This is a genomic window from Kocuria sp. U4B, from assembly GCF_054875615.1.
Window position 1 is genome coordinate 832,104 of sequence record NZ_CM142180.1, and the last position, 23,062, is coordinate 855,165.

The 23,062-nt window shown below is 75.0% G+C and carries 18 protein-coding genes and 1 tRNA gene; 3 read left to right on the forward strand and 16 right to left on the reverse strand.

From position 1 onward, the window contains the following. Positions 1-24: 24 nt before the first annotated feature. From atpB to ACYSMR_RS03950, 7 genes are all read right to left on the reverse strand, one after another. Positions 25-759 carry a F0F1 ATP synthase subunit A gene (gene atpB / locus ACYSMR_RS03920; RefSeq protein WP_251331991.1) on the reverse strand — a complete coding sequence of 245 codons (735 nt, stop codon included), beginning with the start codon at positions 757-759 and terminating at the stop codon, positions 25-27. A 93-nt stretch (positions 760-852) separates the two neighbouring features. After that, positions 853-1,296, reverse strand: coding sequence for an AtpZ/AtpI family protein (locus ACYSMR_RS03925; RefSeq protein ID WP_461747432.1), 444 nt, complete (start codon positions 1,294-1,296; stop codon positions 853-855). Then, positions 1,293-1,622, reverse strand: a complete 330-nt coding sequence (locus tag ACYSMR_RS03930) for a hypothetical protein (RefSeq protein ID WP_461747433.1) — start codon at positions 1,620-1,622, stop codon at positions 1,293-1,295. The genes ACYSMR_RS03925 and ACYSMR_RS03930 overlap by 4 nt, the downstream gene beginning before the upstream one ends. Then, complete coding sequence (locus tag ACYSMR_RS03935; protein ID WP_461747434.1) at positions 1,619-2,770, reverse strand: MraY family glycosyltransferase; 1,152 nt, start codon at positions 2,768-2,770, stop codon at positions 1,619-1,621. The genes ACYSMR_RS03930 and ACYSMR_RS03935 overlap by 4 nt, the downstream gene beginning before the upstream one ends. Next, complete coding sequence (locus ACYSMR_RS03940) at positions 2,767-4,650, reverse strand: polysaccharide biosynthesis protein (protein WP_251331994.1); 1,884 nt, start codon at positions 4,648-4,650, stop codon at positions 2,767-2,769. Before ACYSMR_RS03940 ends, ACYSMR_RS03935 begins: the two co-directional genes overlap by 4 nt. Before the next feature lie 55 nt (positions 4,651-4,705). Beyond that, positions 4,706-5,551, reverse strand: a complete 846-nt coding sequence (locus ACYSMR_RS03945) for a glycosyltransferase (RefSeq protein ID WP_308222165.1) — start codon at positions 5,549-5,551, stop codon at positions 4,706-4,708. Further along, a complete protein-coding gene (locus tag ACYSMR_RS03950; RefSeq protein ID WP_251331995.1) occupies positions 5,548-6,459 on the reverse strand; it encodes a glycosyltransferase family protein in 912 nt (303 codons plus the stop codon). Before ACYSMR_RS03950 ends, ACYSMR_RS03945 begins: the two co-directional genes overlap by 4 nt. A gap of 198 nt (positions 6,460-6,657) precedes the next feature. On the opposite strand from ACYSMR_RS03950, the gene ACYSMR_RS03955 reads away from it, so the two are divergent. After that, a complete protein-coding gene (locus ACYSMR_RS03955; protein WP_461747435.1) occupies positions 6,658-7,629 on the forward strand; it encodes an NAD-dependent epimerase/dehydratase family protein in 972 nt (323 codons plus the stop codon). A 49-nt stretch (positions 7,630-7,678) separates the two neighbouring features. On the opposite strand, the gene ACYSMR_RS03960 is transcribed toward ACYSMR_RS03955, so the two are convergent. From ACYSMR_RS03960 to argS, 9 genes are all read right to left on the reverse strand, one after another. Then, positions 7,679-8,761 (reverse strand): L-threonylcarbamoyladenylate synthase, encoded by a 1,083-nt coding sequence (locus ACYSMR_RS03960; protein ID WP_461747436.1) that lies wholly within the window; start codon positions 8,759-8,761, stop codon positions 7,679-7,681. A gap of 4 nt (positions 8,762-8,765) precedes the next feature. Next, complete coding sequence (gene prmC / locus ACYSMR_RS03965; protein WP_461747437.1) at positions 8,766-9,680, reverse strand: peptide chain release factor N(5)-glutamine methyltransferase; 915 nt, start codon at positions 9,678-9,680, stop codon at positions 8,766-8,768. A gap of 20 nt (positions 9,681-9,700) precedes the next feature. After that, a complete protein-coding gene (gene prfA, locus ACYSMR_RS03970; RefSeq protein ID WP_251331998.1) occupies positions 9,701-10,783 on the reverse strand; it encodes a peptide chain release factor 1 in 1,083 nt (360 codons plus the stop codon). 105 nt (positions 10,784-10,888) lie between these two features. Further along, positions 10,889-13,072 carry a transcription termination factor Rho gene (rho, locus tag ACYSMR_RS03975; RefSeq protein ID WP_461747438.1) on the reverse strand — a complete coding sequence of 728 codons (2,184 nt, stop codon included), beginning with the start codon at positions 13,070-13,072 and terminating at the stop codon, positions 10,889-10,891. A gap of 323 nt (positions 13,073-13,395) precedes the next feature. After that, positions 13,396-14,352, reverse strand: a complete 957-nt coding sequence (gene thrB / locus ACYSMR_RS03980) for a homoserine kinase (protein WP_461747439.1) — start codon at positions 14,350-14,352, stop codon at positions 13,396-13,398. A gap of 5 nt (positions 14,353-14,357) precedes the next feature. Continuing rightward, positions 14,358-15,467, reverse strand: a complete 1,110-nt coding sequence (gene thrC, locus ACYSMR_RS03985; protein WP_461747440.1) for a threonine synthase — start codon at positions 15,465-15,467, stop codon at positions 14,358-14,360. 73 nt (positions 15,468-15,540) lie between these two features. Then, entirely contained in the window at positions 15,541-16,821 is a 1,281-nt protein-coding gene (locus tag ACYSMR_RS03990) for a homoserine dehydrogenase (protein WP_251332080.1), read from the reverse strand. 69 nt (positions 16,822-16,890) lie between these two features. Continuing rightward, complete coding sequence (lysA, locus tag ACYSMR_RS03995; RefSeq protein WP_461747441.1) at positions 16,891-18,339, reverse strand: diaminopimelate decarboxylase; 1,449 nt, start codon at positions 18,337-18,339, stop codon at positions 16,891-16,893. Between the two features lie 4 nt (positions 18,340-18,343). Beyond that, positions 18,344-20,014: an arginine--tRNA ligase gene (gene argS, locus ACYSMR_RS04000; RefSeq protein WP_461747442.1), complete on the reverse strand. Its 1,671-nt coding sequence runs from the start codon at positions 20,012-20,014 to the stop codon at positions 18,344-18,346. A gap of 106 nt (positions 20,015-20,120) precedes the next feature. On the opposite strand from argS, the gene ACYSMR_RS04005 reads away from it, so the two are divergent. Beyond that, positions 20,121-20,196: transfer RNA gene (locus ACYSMR_RS04005), tRNA-Arg, on the forward strand. A gap of 207 nt (positions 20,197-20,403) precedes the next feature. Then, positions 20,404-23,052, forward strand: coding sequence for a PEP/pyruvate-binding domain-containing protein (locus ACYSMR_RS04010; RefSeq protein WP_461747443.1), 2,649 nt, complete (start codon positions 20,404-20,406; stop codon positions 23,050-23,052). The last annotated feature ends 10 nt before the right edge of the window (positions 23,053-23,062 follow it).

The window sequence follows — 23,062 nt, forward strand, 5'->3', positions numbered from 1 at the left end:
GCGCCGGCCGGCGGTCCTCGCCGGTCAGTGGCCCTCTTGCAGGGCGCCCTGGACGTAGACGGCGAAGAGGAGGGTGAAGATGTAGGCCTGCAGGACCTGGATCAGGACCTCGAGGAAGTAGATGAACAGGCCCAGCACGACGCCCAGCACGGAGCTGACGGCGCCGAGGCCGCCCACCTCGGTGGCGAGGAACGCGGTCAGCGAGGCGGCGACCATGATCGCGAAGTGGCCGCCGAACATCGTGGCGAAGACACGCAGGGCGTGGGTGACCGGGCGGATGATCAGGTTCGAGATGAACTCGATGGGGATCAGCAGGATGTAGAGGATCTTCGGGACGTCCGGCGGCATGGTCATCTTGCCCATGAAGTGCCCGAACCCGTGGCGCTTGATGCCCATCACGATCCAGGTCACGTAGGCGATGCCCGCCAGCACGTAGGCGGAGCCCGGGTGGGACAGGCTCGGCAGCTGCAGGAGCGGGATGGAGCCGAAGAGGTTGTTCACCAGGATGAAGAAGAAGAAGGTGAACAGCAGCGGCACGAAGGGGCGGAAGTCGCGCTCACCGATGATGTCGCGGCCGAGGTGGTTGCGGACGAAGCCGTAGCCCACCTCGCCGAGGTACTGGCCCTTCGAGGGCACCAGCGCCTGACGACGGACGGCCCACAGGAAGAAGCCCGCCACCAGCAGCACCGAGAGGCCGATGAGCAGCATCTGCTTGCCGAGGGCGAAGGACCCGAGCTCGAAGAGCGAGGGGAGGTGCATCTCCTCGACGGTCGGAGCTTCGAATCCTCCGGCGGCAGGGAGCCTCAGGGCGGCGTTCAATGCGGGTCCTTTCTGCAGTGCTCTGGCCGGGTCTCACGGTCGGGGCGCCGAGTCCGGGCCGGACTTGTGCGGCTGGTCAGGATCTTGTCCGTCGGAGGACGGATTGCGCTCGAGCGCCTCCTGCATGTGGAGGTACACGATGTAGATCCCGGAGGCGGCGCCAATGCACGCACCCAGGACCACGACCCACTGGGTTCCCAGCACGCGATCCGCCCCCCACCCTACCAAACTCCAGAACCCGATCCCGATCACCACGTAGAGGAGTGTTGCGAGGGCGGCGGCCGCCCCGCCGCCCGCCACGAGCTCCCCCGCGGTGCGCAGGTGCGAGGCCTTGCGGGCGTCCGCGGGGGGGACCTCGGGGACGGCTCCGGGGGGTGTCCCGGGTCCGTTCCCGGCCCCCTCGCCGGGTCCGTTCCCGGCCCTGTCGTCAGGCCCGTCCTCGGGCCGGCGGGGCTCCTCGGGGATGTGGCCGGTCATGGGCTGCGTCCTTCCCGTGCGTCGGCGGCGGCGGCACCCGCCGCCCGGGCCGCCCGGGCCGCGACCACGCCCTGGACGGTGAGCCACGCCGCGAGCGAGATCAGGACCGAGCCGGCGAACCACCAGGTCTCCAGCCACCCGGGGCTCGGGACGTTGAGGAGCACCCAGCCCAGCACGAAGGCCTTCACGAGGTAGGTGGTGGCCAGGGCGGGGGCGACGGCCGTGGGCGCGGCGCGCGAGAGCAGCCGCACCACCAGCAGGCTGACCCCGAGCACGGCGGTGACCAGGCCCGCGCCCAGCAGGACGCTGGCCACCGCGCCGCTCACGGGCGCGCCCCGTCGCGGGTCCGCGCGGCCGCGCGCCGGCCGAGGAGCTCCGGCAGCACCAGGTAGAGGACCAGGACGGCCACGACGAACGCCCCGGCGAGCGCGGTGGCCACGGGCCCGGTGCGCAGGCCCAGGACGGAGGCCGCGCTGACCAGGACGGTGGCGCCGCTGACCACGAGGGCGGAGCCGACGTGGGACAGGCCCACGTCGGTGAGCCGCTGGTAGACGTGCTGGCGGTGGGGGCGGTACCAGATCTCCCCGGCGCGGATCCTCCGGACCAGGGTCACCGCGGTGTCTGCGACGTAGACGGCCAGCGGGGGCAGCAGGTACTCGACGTAGACCCCGGAGAGGAACGCGGCGACCGCGATGGCGGCGAGCGAGCCGCCGAGCAGGTACGAGCCGACGTCCCCGAGGAACACGGTGCCGCGCCCGAGGTTCCACGGCAGGAACCCGGCGAAGCCCCCCGCCACGGCGAGGCCGGCGGCGATCATCCACGGGAGGTCGTTGGAGGCGCCGGCCCAGGCGTAGAGCAGCCCGGCGGTCAGCCCGTGCAGCCCCGAGATGCCGTTGATCCCGTCCATGAAGTTCGCCATGTTGATGTACGCGGCGATCGCGAGCGTGCCCACGGGCAGCCACCACACGGAGGTGCCCAGGACGGTCACGAGCACCGCGGTGGCGGCCAGGCCCAGGCCCAGCTGCGCGGCCAGGCGCCCCCGCACGGACACCCCCCGGTAGTCCTCGGCCCAGCCCAGGGCCGCGGACAGCGCGGCGACCGCCAGCACGACGAGGGCCACCGAGCGGTCGACCCGGATCGTGCCGGTGAGCAGGGCGAGCCCGTCGCCCACGAGCACGGCGGCGGCCACGGCCAGGCCCATACCGCGGATCACCGTGCGGTGGTGGGAGGAGCGCTCGTTGGGGATGTCGACGACGCCCCAGCGCTCCAGCAGCGGCTTGAGGACGAACGGCAGCAGCAGGCTCAGCACGAGGGCGGGCGCCCCCACCGTGAGGACGAGCTCGCCGAGCCGGCGCAGCTCCTCCGCGCTGGGGGCGGCGCCGGGGTCGGTGAGGTCCGGGCCGGCCGAGCGCACCGACGGGAAGGCCTGCCCGGGCCCGGGCAGCAGCACCGGCAGCAGTCCGGGGGCGCTCACGAGGCACGCCCCGTGGAGCTGCGGGGGCGCTGGACCGATGTGGGCGGCGGTTGCGTGGACGGCTGGACCACGGGGATCGTGCCCGTGTAGACCATGCCGCCGCGCACCTTCCAGGTGTGGCGGTCGAGCAGGGCGGGGTCCAGCCGGTCGGCCCGCGCGTGGGAGATCTTGGGGTGGAAGGGCCGCTCGTCCGTCTCCCCCACGCCGATGAGGTCCTCGTGCAGCTTCTCCCCCGGGCGCAGGCCGGTGACCTCGATCTCGACGTCCTCGCGCCCGCTCATCACGCGCAGCCGTTCGGCGATGTCCATGATCCGCACGGGCTCGCCCATGTCGAGGATGAGCACCTCCCCGCCGCGGGCGATCGCCCCGGCCTGGATGACGAGCTGGCACGCCTCGGGGATCGTCATGAAGTACCGGGTGGCGTCGGGGTGGGTGACGGTGATGGGCCCGCCCTGGCGGATCTGCTCGGTGAACAGGGGCAGCATCGACCCGCGGGAGCCGAAGACGTTGCCGAAGCGCACGGAGGCGTACCGGCGCCCGGTGCAGTCGGCCATCCAGGCGGTGAGCTTCTCCGCGACGCGCTTGGAGTGCCCCAGGGCCGTGGTGGGGTTCGCGGCCTTGTCCGTGGAGATGTTCACGAACACCTCGACCCCGGCCTCCTGGGCGGCCTGCAGCACGTTGAGGGTGCCGATGACGTTCGTCTTCCACGCCTCGTCGGGGTACTGCTCCAGCAGCGACACGTGCTTCAGGGCGGCGGCGTGGAAGACGACCTCGGGGCGCCGGTCCCGGAAGATCGTGCGCACGGTGTCGGGGTCGCGGATGTCGGCGAGGACGGTGTCCCGCCCGTCGAGCAGGCCGCGGCCGGTGATGGAGATCTGGGTGCCCTGCAGGGCGGACTCGTCCCGGTCGAGCATGATCAGCTCGCCCGGCTCGAACCCGACGAGCTGGCGGCACAGCTCGGAGCCGATCGACCCGCCCGCGCCCGTGACGAGCACGCGCCGGCCCTTGACGTAGTCCGCGATCTCCTCGACGTCGATGTCGACGGGCCGGCGGCCGATGAGGTCCTCCATGCTGATGTCGCGGAAGTCCGTGGACTTGTGCTTGGCGGTGAGCACCTCCCCCAGCGGGGGCATCGTCATGACCCGGACCCCGGTGCCGGCCACGGCGTCGGCCACCCGGTGCATGATCCGCGGCTCGGGGGTGGACATCGCCACGATCAGCACGCTGGCCCGGGTCTGGGCCATGACGTCGCGGACGTCGTGCAGGGTGCCGAGGACCGGGACCGTGGAGATCCGCAGGTGCTTCTTCGCGGGGTCGTCGTCGAGCAGCGCCACGGGCAGGAACTCCGAGTTCGGGTCCTGCATCATGCGGTGGACCAGGAACGTGCCGAGGTAGCCGGCCCCGTAGATCACGACGTGCTGGGCGGAGGCGCCCGGGCGGGCGGAAGCCTCCTGGTACATCCGCTTCAGGTAGCGGAACGCGGCCATGAACAGGCACGCGAAGGGGAAGGCGATGAGCGCCGTGGAGCGGGGGATGCCGATGCTCGTGCCGACCACCAGCAGCAGCACCTGCAGCACGGCGGTGACGATGAGGGTCACCACGACCAGCAGCTTCGCCTCGTCGAAGCTGCCGAACGAGTACCGGCCCTTGTAGAGGGCGAAGGAGAAGCCGACGACGAGCTGGCCGGCCACGGCGACCGCGGAGACGAGCAGCAGCCCCGGCACGCTGATGAACTGCAGGTTCATCTCGTAGCGCAGCACGAGGGCGAGCACCAGGGCCGTGACCCAGGAGGCGGAGTCGAGCAGCATCTGGATCCACAGCCACGCCACGGGCCTCTCCGGGGGCGCGGGACGGGCGGGGCGCTCGGGCTCACCACTCATCGGGTCGGTCCTTTCGTGGTCGGTGCGGCCGCACGGCCGGTCGGGCACGGGGCGGTCACCGGCGCTGCGCGCCGACCATGGCCCGGTAGGCGAGCTCCCGGAGGCGGGTGGGGACGAAGCGGTAGCCGGCGCGCACCGCGACGTTCACCGCCCATTGTAGGAAGCCGATGTGCCCGATCCCGCGCAGGCGGGCCTGCAGCTGCAGGTCCGCCCGGAACATCGGCAGCCCGCCGCGGCGCTCGTAGGCGCCCGTCGTGACGCGGTAGCCGACCAGCGGCTCGGCGACGTTGCGCACGTCGGCGCCCGCGTGGAGCAGCCGCGCCCACAGCCAGTAGTCCTCCCCCAGCGGCACGTGCTCGTAGCCGCCCACGGCCTCGACCGCGGAGCGGCGGAACACGACGGAGGGGTGGCTGAGGGGGTTGCGCCGCCGGGACACCGCCAGGATCTCGTCGCGGCCCACCGGGGCGCGCCGCAGGGCGAGGGGGCGGGTCTCGTCGTCGCCGATCTCGTGCATCGAGGAGCCGACGACGTCGGCGCCCGCCTCGACGACGGGCAGCTGCACGGCGAAGCGGCGGGGGTAGGAGACGTCGTCGGCGTCCATCCGCGCCACGACGTCGTGGCGGCACCGGGCGAGGCCCGCGGTGAGCGCGGCCGTGAGGCCGACGTTGCGCTCGAGGTCGACCCGCACCACGGGCACGGGCAGCTCCCGCGCCAGGCGGTCGAGCTCGGCCTGCAGCGGCGCGGGGACCGGGCCGTCGCGCACGACGACCAGCTCGGCGGGCCGGCGCTCCTGCTCGACCGTGCTGGACTCCGCGGCCCGGCGCACGCGCTCCGGGGTGTCGGCCCGGTAGACGGGCATCAGCACGGAGAACTCGGCGGGGCCCCCGGTGCCCGGGCTCACCGGGGGCCCCCGAAGCCGCGCCCGCGCATCCCGCCGACGTAGCGGCCCGCCCAGCTCGCGAGACCGCGGGGATCGCGGCGGCCCAGGTAGTAGAGGGGGTAGCCGACGAGGTCGGCCCCGAGCTGGACGACGCGGCGGTAGTGCCACGTGGTCCAGCCGCGGTTGCGGAAGAAGTGGGCGCGCTTGAACTCGGTCTCGGGGACGACCACCTGCAGCCGGCCGGGGACGACCACCTGCTCCTCCCCCCACGCCGGCGGGTGCGCGACGGCGGTGCGGGTGGTGGTCCCGAACGGCAGCCCGGAGGCGCGCAGCCGGATGAGGAAGTCGACCTCGTCCCCGCGCAGGAACAGCTTGAGGTCGGGCAGCCCCACGCGGAAGAACACGTGCTCGCGCATGAGGGCGCCGTTGAAGAAGTTGGCGTGGGAGGGCACGAAGCCGAGCGTCTCGACCGCGGCGCGGTCGTGGGTGAGCCGGCCTGCGACCCGGTGCGCGAAGGCGAGCCGGTCGTGGTCCTGGGGGGCGACGACGATCGGCGAGACCACGGCCAGTCCCCGCCGCTCGGACTCCTCGAGCAGCACCGCCAGGGTGCCGGGGCCCTCCGGGTGGGCGTCGTCGTCCATGAGCCACACCTGCTCGGCCCCCGTGGCCAGGGCCGTGAGGATCGCCAGGGCGAAGCCGCCGGCTCCGCCGAGGTTGGCCCGCGAGCGCACGTGGTGGAGCTCGAAGCACCCGCCGACGGCCTCGGCGAGCCGCTCGTGCGGCACGGGCTCCCGGCCCGCGTCGACGAGGCACAGGGCGGCGACGGGCGCCGTCTGGGCGCGCAGCGCGGCCACGAGCGCGAGGACGTCCTCGGGCCGGTCCTGGGTCACGCAGGCCACCGCCACCGTGGGCGTGGGATCGGACGGCATGCGGCTCCTCGGGTGGGGGGTGCGGGGGGTGGCTCCGGGCGGGATCGTGGCCGAGTGTAGCAAGCGCGGCCGGGGGCACCGCGGGCGGCGACGGGCCGGGCGGGCCTCCCCGGGGCGTCGTGCGCGGTCTGTACGATGAGCGCAAGGACCCTGGTCCGGTCGACGGCGACCGGCGCGAACCGGCGGAGAGGAAGCACCGTGACATCGACCACCTGGGCAGTGCTGGGAGCGACGGGGTTCCTGGGCTCCGCCACCGTGGCCCGGCTGCAGGCGGACGGCCAGCGGGTGGTCCCCGTCTCGGCGCCGCGGCTCGCGTCCGGGGCGCACACGGTCCACCACCTGCTCCAGCAGGCGGGCCGGCTCGAGTCGGTGCTGGACTACCTCGCCGAGTCCTTCGCGGGCGCCGACGTCGTCGTCAACGCGGCCGGTCTCGGCGCCCCCGACCAGACCCACGAGGAGTCGCTGATCGGGGCCAACGCGCTGCTGCCGGTGCTGGTGGCGCTCGCGGCGCGGCGCACGAGCGTGCGCCGGATCGTCCATCTGAGCTCGGCCACCGTCCAGGGGGACGTCGACGTCCTCGACGAGACCCCTGCGGTGCGGCCGTTCTCCCCCTACTCCTTCTCCAAGGCCCTCGGCGAGAGCGGGCTGCTGAAGCTGCGCCGCGACTGGGCCGCGGAGCGGGACGCCCCGGCGATCACGGTGCTGCGCGCCACCTCGGTGCAGGCCTCGGGCCGGCGCACCACCGCGCGCCTGGTGCGCTTCGCGTCCTCGCCGCTCAGCTCCGTGGCCGGCGACGGGACCGCCCCGACCCCGGTCACGTCGGTGCACGCCCTCGCGGAGTTCGTCTCCCGCGTCGGGCGCCACACCGGAGAGCTCCCGCCGGTCGTGCTGCAGCCGTGGGAGGGCGCCACGACCGGCTCGATCCTGCGCGACGCCGGGCGCCGCGAGCCCCGGCGGCTGCCGGTGCTGCTGTGCCGGCTGGCCGTGGACAGCGGCTACGGGCTCTCGGCGCTCGCCGGCCACCGCTGGCACGGGGCCGTGCGCCGGCTCGAGGTGACGTGGTTCGGCCAGCGCCAGGTGCCCGGCTGGGCCGAGGAGCACGGTGCGGTCCCCGAGCCCCGGATCGGGGAGGTCCTGCGCCAGGCGCACCTGGCCGCCGGCCGGAGCTGACCCGCCGCCCGGGCCGACCGCACCGCCCGGCGCGGACCGGGACGGGGCCTCAGGCGCCGTCGAGGCCCCGGGCGACCAGGCGGGCGGCCTCGTCCACGGACAGGGGCCGCAGCTGCCCCGGCGTGCCCTCCGGCGCGGTCCGGGTGCGGTCCTGGTCCACGCCCGGGCGGTCCTGCGCCGAGGTGGTGCGCGCCACGAGCGCGGCGGCGAAGCCCTGGGCCTCGGCGGCCCGCGCGGGGGACGGGGCCGGGGAGAGCTCGTCCGCCGGGGGGCGCGGCGCGTCCCCGTCCGGGGCGTCCTGCGGGAGGCCGAGCCCGGCGTCGGCCGCGCCGTCCGCCGCGACATCCCCGGGCACCGCCTCCGGGTCGATGCCGCTCACCGCGTGGGAGCCCGACGCGGCGGGCTCCTCGGCGGGCTCTTCGGCGGGCGGGGCGCCGGCCCCGAGCTCCTCGTCCCCGTCCGCGGGCACGACCGTGGGCACGACCGCCCGCAGCCGGGCGAGGCTCACGGCGCCGTGCCGCACGAGCACGGGCGTCTCCCCCGTGCAGTCCACGATGGTGGACGAGACCGGCTCCGCCGCGGCGGCGGGCGTGCCGCCCAGGGGCCGGGGGCCGTCGTCGAGGTAGAGCTCGACCGACTCCCCCAGCATGTCCGCGGCGGACTGCGCGGTCAGCGCGGCCGGGTGGCCGGTGCGGTTGGCCGAGGACACGGCGAGGGGGCCGGTCTCGATGAGCAGGGCCTGGGCGACCTCGTCGTCGGGCACGCGCAGGGCCACGGTGCCGTGGGTCTCCCCGAGGTCCCAGCCCAGCGAGGGGTGGGAGTGGAAGATCAGGGTCAGCCCGCCGGGCCAGAAGGCGCGGGCGAGGGCGCGGGCGTCCTCGGAGACCTCGTCGGCCAGCCCGTCGAGCACCCCGGCGTGGGCGATGAGCACGGGCGGGGGCATCGCCCGGGAGCGGCCCTTCGCGGCGAGGAGGGTCGCGACGCCCCGGGCGGAGAAGGCGTTCGCCGCGATGCCGTACACGGTGTCGGTCGGCATCACGACGCACGCGTCCGCGGCCACGGCGCGCGCGGCGTGCTTGAGCCCCGCGGCGCGCTGGGCGACGCTGCTGCAGTCGTAGACGGTGTAGCTCACGATGTCATTCTCCCATTCCCTCGTCGGTCGCGGAGCCGGTCGCGGAGCCGGTCGCGGAGCCGGGGCGGGGCCGGCGGCCCGCCGTCGCCCGGTCGCGGCCGGTGAGGTCCTGGTGGCCGACGACCTCCACGAACCCGGCGTGGTCCAGGAGCCGGGCCACGGCGCCGGCCTGCACCTCGGCGTGCTCCATGACGAAGAACCCGCCGGGGCGCAGCAGGCGCACGGCCGAGGCCACGGCCGCACGCGGCAGCTCGAGCCCGTCCTCCCCGCCCCCGTACAGGGCCAGGGCCGGGTCGTGCTCGCGCGCCTCCGGGTCGCGCGGCACCGCCCCCCCCGGGATGTACGGCGGGTTCGACACGACGACGTCGCAGCGGCCCTCCAGCTCCGGGAAGGCCGTGCGCAGGTCCCCGAGCACGAGCTCGGTGCGCGTGCCGCGCAGGTTCTCCGCCGCCCAGGCGTGGGCGGTCTCCGACAGCTCCACCGCGTGCACGCGCGCCTGCGGCACCTCGTGGGCGACCGACGCCGCGATGGCCCCGGAGCCCGTGCCGAGGTCCACGACGCGGGGCCGGTGCACGCCCGCGGCCAGCTGCGCGCGCAGCTCGTCGATCACCGCCTGCACGACGGTCTCCGTCTCCGGCCGGGGCACGAACACCCCGGGGCCGACGGCGAGCGTCAGGTAGCGGAAGTGGGCGACGCCCGTGAGGTGCTGCAGGGGCACCCGGCGGGCGCGCTCGGCCACGAGCTCGGCGTAGCCCGCCGGCTCCTCCGCGCCGATGATGGCGCGGGCCTCGACCTCCCCGCGGGACAGGCCCATCAGGTGGGCGGCGAGCAGGAGGGCGTCGGTGCGCGCCGAGTCGACCCCCGCCTCGGCGAGGACCTGCTCCGCCCAGCGCACGGCCTGGCCCAGCGATCTGTTCATCCGGTTGCCCCCCGTGCCGTTCAGCTGCCCTGCCGGCCGATGGCCTCGAGCTGCGCCTTCTCGTCCAGCTCGATCGCGGACTGCACCACGGGCTCGAGCTCCCCGGCCATGACGTGGTCGAGGTTGTAGGCCTTGTACCCGGTGCGGTGGTCGTTGATCCGGTTCTCCGGGAAGTTGTAGGTGCGGATCCGCTCGGAGCGGTCCATCGTGCGCACCTGCGAGCGGCGCTGGGCGGCGTTCTCCGCGTCGATCTGCTCCTGCTGGTGGGCCAGGATGCGGGCGCGCAGCACGCGCATCGCCGCCTCCCGGTTCTGCAGCTGGGACTTCTCGTTCTGCATCGCCACCACGATGCCCGTGGGCAGGTGGGTGATGCGCACGGCGGAGTCCGTGGTGTTCACGGACTGCCCGCCGGGGCCCGAGGAGCGGTAGACGTCGATCTTGAGGTCGTTCTGGCTGATCTCGACCTCCTCCGGCTCGTCCACCTCGGGGAACACGAGCACGCCCGCGGCCGAGGTGTGGATCCGGCCCTGGGACTCCGTGACGGGCACGCGCTGGACGCGGTGCACGCCGCCCTCGTACTTCAGCCGCGCCCACACGCCCTCGGCGGGGTCCGTGGCGTTGGACTTGATCGCGATCTGGACGTCCTTGTAGCCGCCCAGGTCGGACTCGTTCGCGGAGATCAGCTCGGTCTTCCAGCCGCGGGTCTCGGCGTACTTCGTGTACATCCGCAGCAGGTCGCCGGCGAAGAGCGCGGACTCGTCCCCGCCCTCCCCCGCCTTCACCTCGAGGATCACGTTGCGCCCGTCGTCGGGGTCGCGCGGGACCAGCAGCCGGCGCAGCTTCTCGCGGGCCTCGTCCAGCTGGGCCTCGAGCCCGGGGATCTCCTCGGCGAACTCCGGCTCCTCGGCCGCGAGCTCGCGGGCCGCGCCGAGGTCGGCCTCGAGGCGCTCCACGCGCCGGTGGGCCTCGACGACGCCGTTGAGCTCGGCGTAGCGGCGGCCGAGCCGGCGGGCGCGGCCCTGCTCGGCGTGCACCGCGGGGTCGGCCAGCAGGCGCTGGAGCTCGGCGTGCTCGTCGAGCAGGGACTGGATGGGATCCGGCATGGGGCGCTCCTTCGTGGGGCGGCGGAGAGGTCGAGGGGCGGACACGACGACGCCGCCGCGGCCCCGACCGGTCGATCCGGTCGGGGCCGCGGCGGCGGGCACGTCCTAGCGGTCGCTCTCGGACTTCACCGACAGCGTGGTCTTCTGGACCTGCAGGAGGAACTCGGTGTTGGACTGGGTGTCCCGCAGCTTGTTCGTGAGCAGCTCCAGGGCCTGCTGCTGGTCGAGCCCGGACAGGACGCGGCGCAGCTTCCACATGATCTTGATCTCGTCCGTGGACAGCAGGTTCTCCTCGCGGCGGGTGCCGGAGGAGTTGACGTCCACGGCGGGGTAGATCCGCTTGTCCGCGAGGTTGCGGGACAGGCGCAGCTCCATGTTGCCGGTGCCCTTGAACTCCTCGAAGATCACCTCGTCCATCTTGGACCCGGTCTCCACGAGCGCCGTCGCCAGGATCGTCAGCGAGCCGCCGTTCTCGATGTTGCGGGCCGCGCCGAAGAACTTCTTCGGCGGGTACAGCGCCGCGGAGTCCACGCCGCCGGAGAGGATGCGCCCGGAGGCGGGGGCCGAGAGGTTGTACGCACGGCCCAGGCGGGTCATGGAGTCGAGGAGCACCACGACGTCCATGCCCATCTCCACCAGGCGCTTGGCCCGCTCGATGGCCAGCTCCGCGACCGTGGTGTGGTCGTCGGCCGGGCGGTCGAAGGTCGAGGCGATGACCTCGCCCTTCACGGTGCGCTGCATGTCCGTGACCTCCTCGGGGCGCTCGTCGACGAGCACCATCATGAGGTGGACCTCGGGGTTGTTCGTGGTGATCGCGTTGGCGATCGACTGCAGCATCAGCGTCTTGCCCGCCTTCGGCGGGGAGACGATCAGGCCGCGCTGACCCTTGCCGATCGGGGCCACGAGGTCGACCACGCGCGGGCCGATCTTCTTGGGCTCGGTCTCCAGGCGCAGCCGCTCCTGCGGGTACAGCGGGACGAGCTTGCCGAAGTCGACGCGGTCCTTGTTGTCCTCGGGCTTCCTGCCGTTGACCGTGGTGAGCTGCACGAGGGCGTTGAACTTCTGCCGGGTGTTGTTCTGCTGCTCGCCGTCGCGCGGGGCGCGGATGGCGCCGACGACGGCGTCGCCCTTGCGCAGGCCGTACTTCTTGACCTGGGCGAGGCTGACGTAGACGTCGTTCGGGCCCGGCAGGTAGCCGGAGGTGCGCACGAACGCGTAGTTGTCGAGGACGTCCAGGATGCCTGCGACGGGCAGCAGGACGTCGTCCTCGGTCAGCTCCGTGTCGTCGACCTCGGGGCCGTTGCTGCGCCCGCGCCGGTTGCGCCGCTCGTTGCGCTCGGCCCGCTCGTTGCGCTCGTTGCGCTGCTCGTTGCGCTCGCTGCGGTCGCGGTCCCGGTCGTTGCGGTTGCGGTTGCGGCGGCTGCGGCGGCTGCCGCCCTCGCCGTCCTGGCCGCTGCGGTCCTGGCCGTTGCGCTCCTGGCGGACGTCCTGGCCCTTGGCCTCCTGCTGCTTGCCGCCCTCCGGACGGTTGTCGCGCTTGCCGCGGCCCTCGGCCTGGCCGCCCTTGTCCTGGCCGCCCTTGTCCTGGCCGCCCTTGTCCTGGCCGCCCTTGTCCTGGCGGGGCTCCTGGCCGGACTTGTCCTGGCCCTTGGCCTCCTGGCCGCGGTTCTGCGTGCGGCCGCGGTCCTGCTCGGACTGGTCGGACTGGTCGGCGCGCTCGTCCTCAGACGGCTGGCCGGTGGCCTCGTCGCGGCCGCGGTTGCGGTTGCGGGTGCGGGTGCGGGCACGGGCGCCCTCACCGGCCTCCTGGCCGGCCGGCTGCTCGGCGCCGGCTGCCTCGGCCGGGGCCTGCTCGGCGCCGGCGGTCTCGGCGGGAGCCTGCTCGGCGCCGGCGGTCTCGGCGGGGGCCTGCTGGGCGACGACGCCGGTGCTGGTGGCCCGGCGCGCGCGGGTGCGCCGCGGCGGCTGGGTCTGCTCGGCCGGCTGCTCGCCGGCCTGCCCGGCGGCGGGCTGCTCGGGGGCCCGGTCGGCGGTCTTCTCGGACGTCTTCTCGACGGTCCGGGCGATCTTCTCCTCGACCGCGCGGTCCCGGTCGGCCACGGCACCGCCGCGCTGGTGGGCGGCGATGGCGTCCACCAGCAGGCTCTTGCGCATGCGGCGGGCGCCGGTGATGCCCAGCTGCGAGGCCAGCGCCTGCAGCTGCGCCAGCTTGAGCGCGGACAGGCCCGCGCTCCTGGGATCGGCGGTGGTCTCTTCCGTACCCGTGGAAAGGTCGGTGGTCTCGGTCACGAAGTGTCCTTCTCCCTCGGTGGGGGGCCCGTGGATCTCAGAGTCCAGGACCGTGGATGGTTCTCGGCGGGCCGCGATCGCGGGCCACCGGCGGCGGGGCGCACAGAGGGCGCGGCAGCCTGGGCGAACAGGTGGCACCCGGGGAACGTGGTGCGCTCCGGCCCGTCATGGGCGGACCGGTGCGCCGACGGCATCGAAAGTAGCCGGTGCCGGCGGGGGATCACCGGAAGCTCGGGGGGATCGAAGACGAGGTGGTCGGGTCATCTGCCCGGGGCGACGCCCCTCATGATGCCCGCTGTCCTCACCGCGCCGGGCGCGGTCTCCTACCCCTGGATCTTCTGCGGGTGCTTCTCCAGCTTAGCACCCCGCCCGTCCACGCGCAGACGCAGGACACGCCAGGCGACCGGGTGGTCGTGGCCGCCGCCGGGGGCGAGCTCGGCGACGGCCCGCTCGGCCTCCCGGGCCTGGGCGGGGCCGGCGGCCAGGACGAGGACGGTCGGCCCGGCCCCCGAGATCATCGCGGCGAGCCCCCCCTCCCGCAGGCCGCGCATCAGCCGGGCGCTCGGCGGCATGGCCGCGGCCCGGTACGGCTGGTGCAGCCGGTCCTCGGTCGCGGGCAGCAGCAGGTCGGGGCGCCGGGTCATCGCCTCGACGAGCAGGGCGGTCCGCCCGGCGTTGACCGCGGCGTCGTGGTGCGGGACCTGCGCGGGCAGCAGGGACCGGGCGAGCCGGGTGGGGACCTCGAAGTCGGGGATCGCGACGACCGGGACGACGTCCTCGTGCACGGCCACGGGCACGCTGCGCCAGCCCGCGGCGTCGGCCCAGGAGATCACGAGCCCCCCGTAGAGCGACGGCGCGACGTTGTCGGGGTGGCCCTCCATCGCGGCGGCGACCTGGAGCAGTCGGGCGTCGTCGAGGGCGCGGTCGGCGGGCAGCAGCGCGTTGGCCGCGAGCACGCCGCCCACCACGGCCGTGGCGCTCGAGCCCATGCCCCGCCCGTGCGGGATGCGGTTGGTCGCCTCGAGGCGCAGCCCGGGCAGCTCCTCGACGCCGGCGGCGCGGAACGCCGCCCGCATCGCGCGCACCACCAGGTGGTCGGCGTCGCGGGGCACCGCCTCCGAGCCCTCCCCGTGCAGCTCGAACTCCAGCCCGTCCTCGAGCACCGTCACGGCGAGGTCGTCGTAGTGCCCCAGGGCCAGGCCGAGGCTGTCGTAGCCGGGGCCCACGTTGCCCGTGGACGCGGGCACGCTGAGGGCGACCCGCTGCCCGATCTCGAACATCCGGTCTACTCCAGGCCGAGCGCGGCGGCGACGGCCACCACGTCGAACGGCACGCGCCTGGGCTCCACCAGGGAGGGGTCCTCGCGCTCCGCGGCCTTGATCGCCCACTGCGGGTCCTTGAGGCCGTGACCGGTGACGGTGATGACGACCGTCTTCCCCGTGGGGGCCTCCCCCGCGGCGTGCTTCTGCAGCAGCCCGGCGACGCCCGCGGCGGAGCCCGGCTCCACGAACACGCCCTCCTTCGCGGAGAGCCAGCGGTGGGCGGCGAGGATCTCGTCGTCGGAGACGGCGCCGATGAGCCCGCCGGACTCGTCGCGGGCGGCGACCGCGCTGTCCCACGAGGCCGGGTTGCCGATCCGGATGGCGGTGGCGATGGTCTCCGGCTCGGTGACCGGGTGGCCCAGCACGAGCGGGGCGGCGCCCTCGGCCTGGAAGCCCCACATCACCGGGGTCCGCGTGGCCACGGCCGGCAGCTCGCCCGCGGTCCCGGAGGCGTAGGGGCGGGCGTACTCCTGGTAGCCCTTCCAGTAGGCCGTGATGTTGCCGGCGTTGCCGACGGGCAGGATGTGGTAGTCGGGGGCGTCGCCGAGGGTGTCCACGACCTCGAACGCGCCGGTCTTCTGCCCCTCGATGCGGTACGGGTTCACGGAGTTCACGAGGAACACCGGGTAGGACTCGGAGAGCTTGCGGGCCACGTCGAGGCAGTTGTCGAAGTTGCCGTCCACCTGGATGATGTCCGCGCCGTGGGCGACCGCCTGGGAGAGCTTGCCCATCGCGATCCGCCCCTCCGGCACGAGCACCGCGCACGTGAGCCCGGCCTGCTGGGCGTACGCGGCGGCGGAGGCGGAGGTGTTGCCGGTGGAGGCGCACACGACGGCCTCGGCGCCCTCCTCCTTGGCCTTCGTGATGGCCATGGTCATGCCCCGGTCCTTGAAGGACCCGGTGGGGTTCATCCCCTCGAACTTCAGCCAGACCGTGTTGCCGGTGAGCTCCGACAGGGCGCGCGCCCGGATCAGGGGCGTGCCGCCCTCCCCCATCGTGATGACCTCGGTCGACGCCGAGACCGGCAGCCGGTCCCGGTACTCGTTGATGACGCCCTGCCAGACGTGTGCCATGTGCTGAATCTCTTCCTGTGGGCTCGTGGTGCGGGGGATTGCGGGGGAGACGGCCGGTGCCCGGCCGGGCCGGTCAGTCGTCGTGCTCCACGCGGATCACGCCGGTGACCTGCTCGACGAAGGGCAGCTCCTCCAGCGCGTCGACCGTGGCCACGAGGTCCTTGTTCGCGCCGCGGTGGGTCACGAGCCGGATCTCGGCCAGCTGCGGCGCGCCGCTGGGGTGGTCCTTCTGCTGCATCGTGTGGATCGACACGCCGTGGTCGGCGAAGACCTGGGCGATCCGGGCGAGCACGCCCAGCCGGTCCTGGACCACGAGGGTGATCGAGAAGCTGGTGCGCACGTCGTCCATCGGCACGGCCGGCAGCTGCGCGTGGGGCTCGGCGACCTGGGCGGGCCCGCCGAGCACGAGCCGGCGTGCGGCCGAGACGAAGTCGCCGAGCACGGCCGAGGCCGTCGGGGCGCCGCCGGCGCCCGCGCCGTAGAACATCAGGGAGCCGGCGTTCGCGGCCTCGACGAACACGGCGTTGTAGGCCCCGTGCACCCCCGCCAGCGGGTGCTCGCGCGGGATCATGGTCGGGGTCACCCGCAGGTTCACCCCGTCCGGGCACCGCTCGCACACCGCGAGGAGCTTGATCACGTAGCCGGCCTCCTTCGCGGCGGCGACGTCGGCGGCCGTGACGCCGGTGATGCCCCGGCAGTAGACGTCGTCGATGGTGAACGTCGAGTGGAAGGCCAGGGACGCGAGGATGGCGGCCTTCGCGGCCGCGTCGTGGCCCTCGACGTCGGCCGTGGGGTCCGCCTCGGCGTAGCCGAGGCGCTGTGCCTCGGCCAGGGCGTCGGCGAACTGGGCGCCCGTGGTGTCCATCTGGTCGAGGATGTAGTTCGTGGTGCCGTTCATGATCCCGAGCAGCCGGTCCACGCGGTCCCCGGCCAGGGAGTCCCGCATGGGCCGCACGATGGGGATGGCCCCCGCCACGGCGGCCTCGTAGGACAGCGGCACCCCGGCGGCGTCGGCGGCGTCCTGCAGCTGGCGGCCGTGCCGGGCGATGAGGGCCTTGTTGCCCGAGACCACGGGCTTGCCGGCGTGCAGGGCGCGCAGGATCCGGCTGCGGGCGGGCTCGATGCCCCCGGTGAGCTCGATGACCACGTCCGCGGCATCGATCAGGGCCTCCGCGTCCGTCGTGAGCAGCTCCTCCGGCAGCTCCACGGTGCGCCGGGCGGTGACGTCCCGCACGGCGATCCCGGCGAGCTCCACCGGCGCGCCCACGCGTGCGGTGAACTCCTCGGCGTGCTCGAGGAGGGCCTGCGCCACCTGGGCGCCGACGGTGCCGGCGCCCAGCAGGGCGACCTTCACCGTCCCCGTCGGGCGCGCGGCGGGGACCGTCGCGGAGGGTCGGGGGGTGTCGGGGGTGGGGTCGGTCACTCAGGCTCCCAGGTCGCGGGCCAGCAGGTCGTCTTCGGTCTCGCCCCGCACGATCAGTCGTGCCTCGGGCTGCGCGCCGGCGGCGCGCACCGCCACGACGGGCGGGCGGGGAACCCAGTTGTAGTTGCTGGCCAGGGACCAGCAGTAGGCGCCCGTGGCGGGCACCGCCAGGAGGTCCCCGGCGGTGAGGTCCCCGGGCAGGTAGACGTCGCGCACGACGATGTCGCCGGACTCGCAGTGCTTGCCGACCACCCGGGAGAGGACGGGGCCGCCCTCGGCGGGCCGGTCGGCGAGCACGGCGGTGTAGTCGGCGCCGTAGAGCACCGGGCGGGCGTTGTCGCTCATCCCGCCGTCGACGGAGACGTACCGGCGGCGGGCGCCGGAGTCGACGGTGACGGTCTTGACGGTGCCCACGGTGTAAAGGGTGCAGGCGCTGGGGCCCGAGATGGCGCGGCCGGGCTCGATGGACAGCTCCGGGACGGCCATGTCCAGCGCACGGGCGGCGGCGGCCACCTTCCCGGCGAGGGACTCGGCGATCTCGCGGGCCGGACGGGGGGTGTCGGCCTCGGTGTAGGCGATCCCGTAGCCGCCGCCGAGGTCGAGCTCCGGCATCGTGAGGCCAAAGCGCTCGTTGGCCCCGGCCATGAAGGCCAGCACCCGCTCGGCGGCCATGCCGAAGCCGTCCGCGTCGAAGATCTGGGAGCCGATGTGGCAGTGGACGCCCCGCAGGTCCAGGTCGGGGTCGACGACGCACGCCGTGACGGCCTGCATCGCAGGGCTGTCGCCGCCGTCCTCCGGGGCCGCCAGGGACAGGCCGAACTTCTGGTCCTCGTGGGCGGTCGCGATGAACTCGTGGGTGGACGCGTGCACGCCCGGGGTCACGCGCACCATCACGGGCGCGACGACGCCGAGGGCCCGCGCGAGCCGGGCGACGAGCTCGATCTCGGCGAGGGAGTCGACGACGATCCGCCCGACCCCGGCGTCGAGGGCGCGGGTGATCTCGGCGGCGGACTTGTTGTTGCCGTGCAGCCCGATCCGGTGCGGCTCCATCCCGGCGCGCAGGGCCACGGCCAGCTCCCCGCCCGAGGCGGTGTCCACATTGAGCCCCTCCTCGCGGACCCACCGCACGACCTCGGTGGTGAGGAACGACTTGCCGGCGTAGTAGACGGTGACGTCCGCCCCGATCCGGGCGAACGCGTCGGTGAACGCGTCGCGGAACTCCCGGGCGCGGGCCCGGAACACGTCCTCCGAGTACACGTAGGACGGGGTCCCGAAGCGCTCCGCGAGCTGGTCCGCGGGGATCCCGGAGACGGTCAGCCGGCCCTCGGCGTCGCGCCGGAACGCCTCGGGCCAGATCACGGGGTCGAGCGCGTCCAGGTCCTCGGGCACGCTCAGCCACGCGGGCGCGAGCGGGGACCCGGCTTCGCGGTCGGTGCGGTCGACGGTCACGGGATCACATCCTCTCCGGGGCGGACACGCCGAGCACGCCCAGCCCGTTGCTCAGGACCTGCCGGGCGGCGTCGTTGAGCCACAGGCGGGTGCGGTGCAGGTCGGTGACCGCGTCGTCGCCCTGCGGGGCGACGCGGCAGGCGTCGTACCAGCGGTGGTACGTCCCGGCGATCACCTCCAGGTGGCGGGCCACCCGGTGGGGCTCCCGGAACTGCGCGGCCTGCGCGAGCACCGAGGGGTACTGCCCCAGGGCGGCCAGCAGCTCGCCCTCCATGGGGTGGTCGAGCAGGGCGGCGTCGAAGACGGGGGTCCCGTCGGCGCCCGTGCGGGAGACGCCCGCGGCCTCGGCGTTGCGGCCCACGGCGCACGTGCGGGCGTGGGCGTACTGCACGTAGAAGACCGGGTTCTCGTTGGAGCGGCGGGTCAGCAGGTCCAGGTCGATGTCGATGTTGGAGTCCACCGAGTAGCGGGTCAGGGCGTACCGGGCGGCGTCCACGCCGACGGCCTCCACGAGGTCCTCCATGGTCACGACGTTGCCGGCGCGCTTGGACATCCGCACGGGCACGCCGTCCTTGACGAGGTTGACCATCTGCCCGATGAGCACCTCGACCCGGTCCGGGGCGTCGCCCAGCGCGGCGGCGGCGGCCTTGAGCCGGGCCACGTAGCCGTGGTGGTCGGCCCCGAGCATGTAGATGCACAGGTCGGCGCCGCGGTCCCGCTTGTCCTTGAAGTAGGCGATGTCGCCCGCGATGTAGGCGGCCTCGCCGTCGGACTTGATCACCACGCGGTCCTTGTCGTCGCCGTAGGCGCTGGAGCGCAGCCACCACGCCCCGTCGGCGAAGTACAGCGCGTCGGAGCCCTTGAGCTGCTCGAGCAGCGCCTCGACCGCGCCGCTCTCGAACAGGGACTGCTCGTGGAAGTACACGTCGAAGTCCACGCCGAACTCGTGCAGGGACTGCTTGATCTCGGCGAACATCAGCTCGACGCCGGCGGCCCGGAAGGCCTCCTGCGGGTCCTCGGACGCGAGCGCGCCGGGGTGGGCCGCGACGATCCGCTCGGCGATCTCGGTGATGTAGTCCCCGCCGTAGCCGTCCTCGGGGGCGGGCTCGCCCTTGGCGCGGGCGAGCAGGGACCGGGCGAAGCGGTCGATCTGCGCGCCGTGGTCGTTGAAGTAGTACTCGCGCACCACGTCGGCGCCCTGCGCCTCGAGGACGCGGGCGAGGGAGTCGCCCACCGCGGCCCAGCGGGTGCCGCCCAGGTGGACGGGGCCGGTGGGGTTGGCGGAGACGAACTCCAGGTTGATCGCCGTGCCGGCCAGCGAGTCGGCGGTGCCGAACGCGGCCCCCTGCTCGACGATCGCCCGGGCCAGCCCGCCGGCGGCGGCGGCGTCCAGGGTGATGTTGAGGAACCCCGGGCCGGCCACGTCGACCGTGGCGACGCCGGGCGTGTCCTCCAGCCGGTCCTTGACGACGGCGGCGACGTCGCGGGGGGCGCGGCCGACCTTCTTCGCCAGCTGCATCGCGACGTTGGTGGCCCAGTCCCCGTGCTCCCGGTTCTTCGGCCGCTCGATCCGCACGTCCGGCAGCTGCGCGCCGTCGGCGAGGGCGAGGTCGCCGCGGGCCACGGCGTCCTGCAGGCATGCGGATACGGCGAGGGAGAGTTCTTCAGGAGTCACCCGAACAGTGTAACCGGGCGCCACGGAGGCCCCGTGTCGGCGGGGTCGACGACCACCCCCGGGAACCTGCTAGTATCGTTGAGGTCCGTCGCTGAGGCGGCGAAAGGCCCGCGTAGCTCAGGGGATAGAGCGTCTGCCTCCGGAGCAGAAGGCCGTAGGTTCGAATCCTATCGCGGGCACCACGGACGAGGAGGGCCCCGGATCAGCTGATCCGGGGCCCTCCTCGCGTCTGCCCTCCTGGCTCGTCCTGCCCGTTGCGGCCCCTCCTCCGCGCGGCTCCCCCTCGTGCCGGGGCGTTGAGGTCCTTCCCGCCCCCGCCTATAGTTCGGCCCACACGGTCCGCCCCCGCACCCGGTCGGCCGGACGGACCGCTTCTCCCGGAGGCGAGAGTGGACGGTGAGCGCTCGGCGCAGCAGGCGCCCGTGGACGGCGAGCGGATCGTCGTGGACCTGGCCCTGGCGGCCGGCGCGCCCCTGGCGGAGGTCGGCGGGAAGGCCGCCGGCCTGGGCCGGCTGCTCGCCCACGGGCTGCCGGTGCCGCCCGGGTTCTGCGTCACGACCGCCGCCTACCGCCGGGCGGCGCGCGCGGCCGGGCTCGCTCCCCTCCTGGACCGGCTCGGCACGGCCGGGGCCGACCGCGGCGCGCTCGCCCGCGAGGCGCGCGAGCGGATCGCCGCGGTGCCCGTTCCCGCCGGTGTCGCCGCCGCGGTGCGCGCCGCGTACGCGGCGATGGGCGACGGCGTGGCCGTCGCGGTCCGCTCGTCGGCCACCGCCGAGGACCTTCCGGGGGCCAGCTTCGCCGGGCAGCACGAGACCCGCCTCGACGTGGTCGGGCCCGACGCGGTGCTGGCGGCGGTCCGGGCGTGCTGGGCGTCCCTGTGGACCGACCGGGCGACGGCCTACCGGGACGGCCACGGCGTCGACCAGCGCTCCGTGGACCTCGCCGTCGTCGTCCAGCGGATGGTGGCCGCGGAGGTGTCCGGGGTGCTCTTCACGGCGAACCCGCTCACCGGCCGCCGCGGCGAGGCGGTGGTCGACGCCGCCCCCGGGCCCGGGGACGCGGTCGTGGGCGGTCGCGTCGCCCCGGACCGGTTCGTCGTGGACGTCGCCGGCGGCCGGGTCACGGAACGCTCCCACCCCGGGCCCGGCGCCCCCTGCCTGGACGACGAGCACGTCGCGGCGCTCGCGGCCCTGGGGGTGCGCGCCGAGCAGCTCCTCGGCGCACCGCAGGACCTGGAGTGGGTCCTGGCCGCGGACGGTGCCCTGCGCCTCGTGCAGTCCCGGCCCGTCACCACCCTCTACCCCCTGCCGCCCGCCCCCGGGGACGGCCTGCACGCCTACCTGTGCGCCAGCCTGCTCCAGGGGCTGACCCGGCCCATGACGCCCATGGGCCTCGCCGCCTGCCTGGCCCTCGCGGGCGACCCCGGGCCCGGGGAGCGCGGCACCCCCGTGGGCCTGCGCTACACCACGGCGGGGCTGCGGCTGTTCGGGGACGTGACCCCCCTGCTGCGCAGCCGGGCCGGCCGGCGCCTCCTCCCCCGCCTGGCGCGGGTCGCGGACACCCGCTCCGAGCCCGTGCTGCGCCACCTCGCCCGGGACCCCCGCTTCACGGCCGCCCGTGGCGGGCGGGCGGGAGCCGCGGCGGCGGGCGCGGCGGCCCTGCGGGCGCTGGGCCCCTACCGCCGCGCCCTTCCGCAGGTGCTCGCCGCCCTGGTGCGCCCCGAGCCCGCCCGCCGGCGCGGCGAGCGGGCCGAGCAGAGGCTCCTGCGCTCGGCGACCGCCCCAGGGCCGGCCACGCCCGGTGAGCGCCTCGAGCTGGTGGAGCGGGTGCTGCGCCGGGAGCTCCTGCCCGGGCTGTTCGCGACGCTGCCCGCACCGGCCGCCGGCTACCTCTGGCTGGGGCTCGTCCGGGTGCTGCTGCGCGGGCGGGCCGCCCCGGGGCTGCTGGCCGCGGTGCTGCGCGGGCTGCCGCACAACGTCACCACCGGGATGGACCTGGAGCTGTGGCGCACCGCCGCCGCGGTGGGCGCGGACCCGGCGTCCGCGCACGCCCTGCTCGCCGGGGACCCCAGGACCCTCGCCGACCGGTACGCCGAAGGCGCCCTGCCGCCGGCCGCGCAGGAGGCCCTGCGGGGGTTCCTCCGCCGCTACGGGCACCGGGCCGTGGCCGAGATCGACCTCGGGGTGCCGCGGTGGTCCGAGGACCCCGCCCACGTCCTCGCGGTCGTCGCCAACTGCCTGCGGCTCGAGGACGCCGAGCAGGCGCCCGAGCGCCGGTTCGCGCGGGCGGCCGCCGAGGCCGAGCGCGCCGTCGCAGCGCTCGTGCGCGCCGCCGGGGGTCCCCGCACGCCGCGGGGCCGCCTGGTGGCCCTCGGGCTGCGCCGGGTGCGGGCCACGGCGGGGCTGCGCGAGCAGCCGAAGCACGGGCTGGTGCTGGTCTTCGCGCAGCTGCGCCGCGAGCTGCTGCTCGTGGGCGGGCGGCTCGCGGCGGCGGGCCGGGTGGAGGCCGCCGAGGACGTGTTCTTCCTCGACCTGGCGCAGGTGCGGGCGGGCCTGGGCGGCGCCGCGCTGCAGGAGGTCGTCGCCGCGCGCCGCGACGAGTACGCCCGGGAGCTGCGCCGCCGCCACGTGCCCCGGGTCCTGCTCTCCGACGGGACCGACGTGGAGGCGGCACTGGCCGCCCGTGGCGGCGCCGCGCAGGACGGGGACGGGCTCCTGCGGGGCGCGCCCGCCTCCGCCGGCACGGTCGTGGGACGGGCGCGGGTGGTCCGGGAGCCCGTGGGCGCCCGGCTGGAGCCGGGCGAGGTGCTGGTGGCGCCGTCCACCGACCCCGGCTGGACCCCCCTGTTCCTGACGGCCGGCGGGCTGGTGGTGGAGATGGGCGGGACGATCTCCCACGGGGCCGTGGTCGCCCGGGAGTACGGCCTGCCGGCGGTGGTGGGGGTGCCCGCCGCGACCGCCCGGATCCGCACCGGGGACGTCGTGGAGGTCGACGGCTCCGCCGGGACCGTCCGGGTGCTGCCGGGCGACGGCGGGTGAGCGGGCCGGC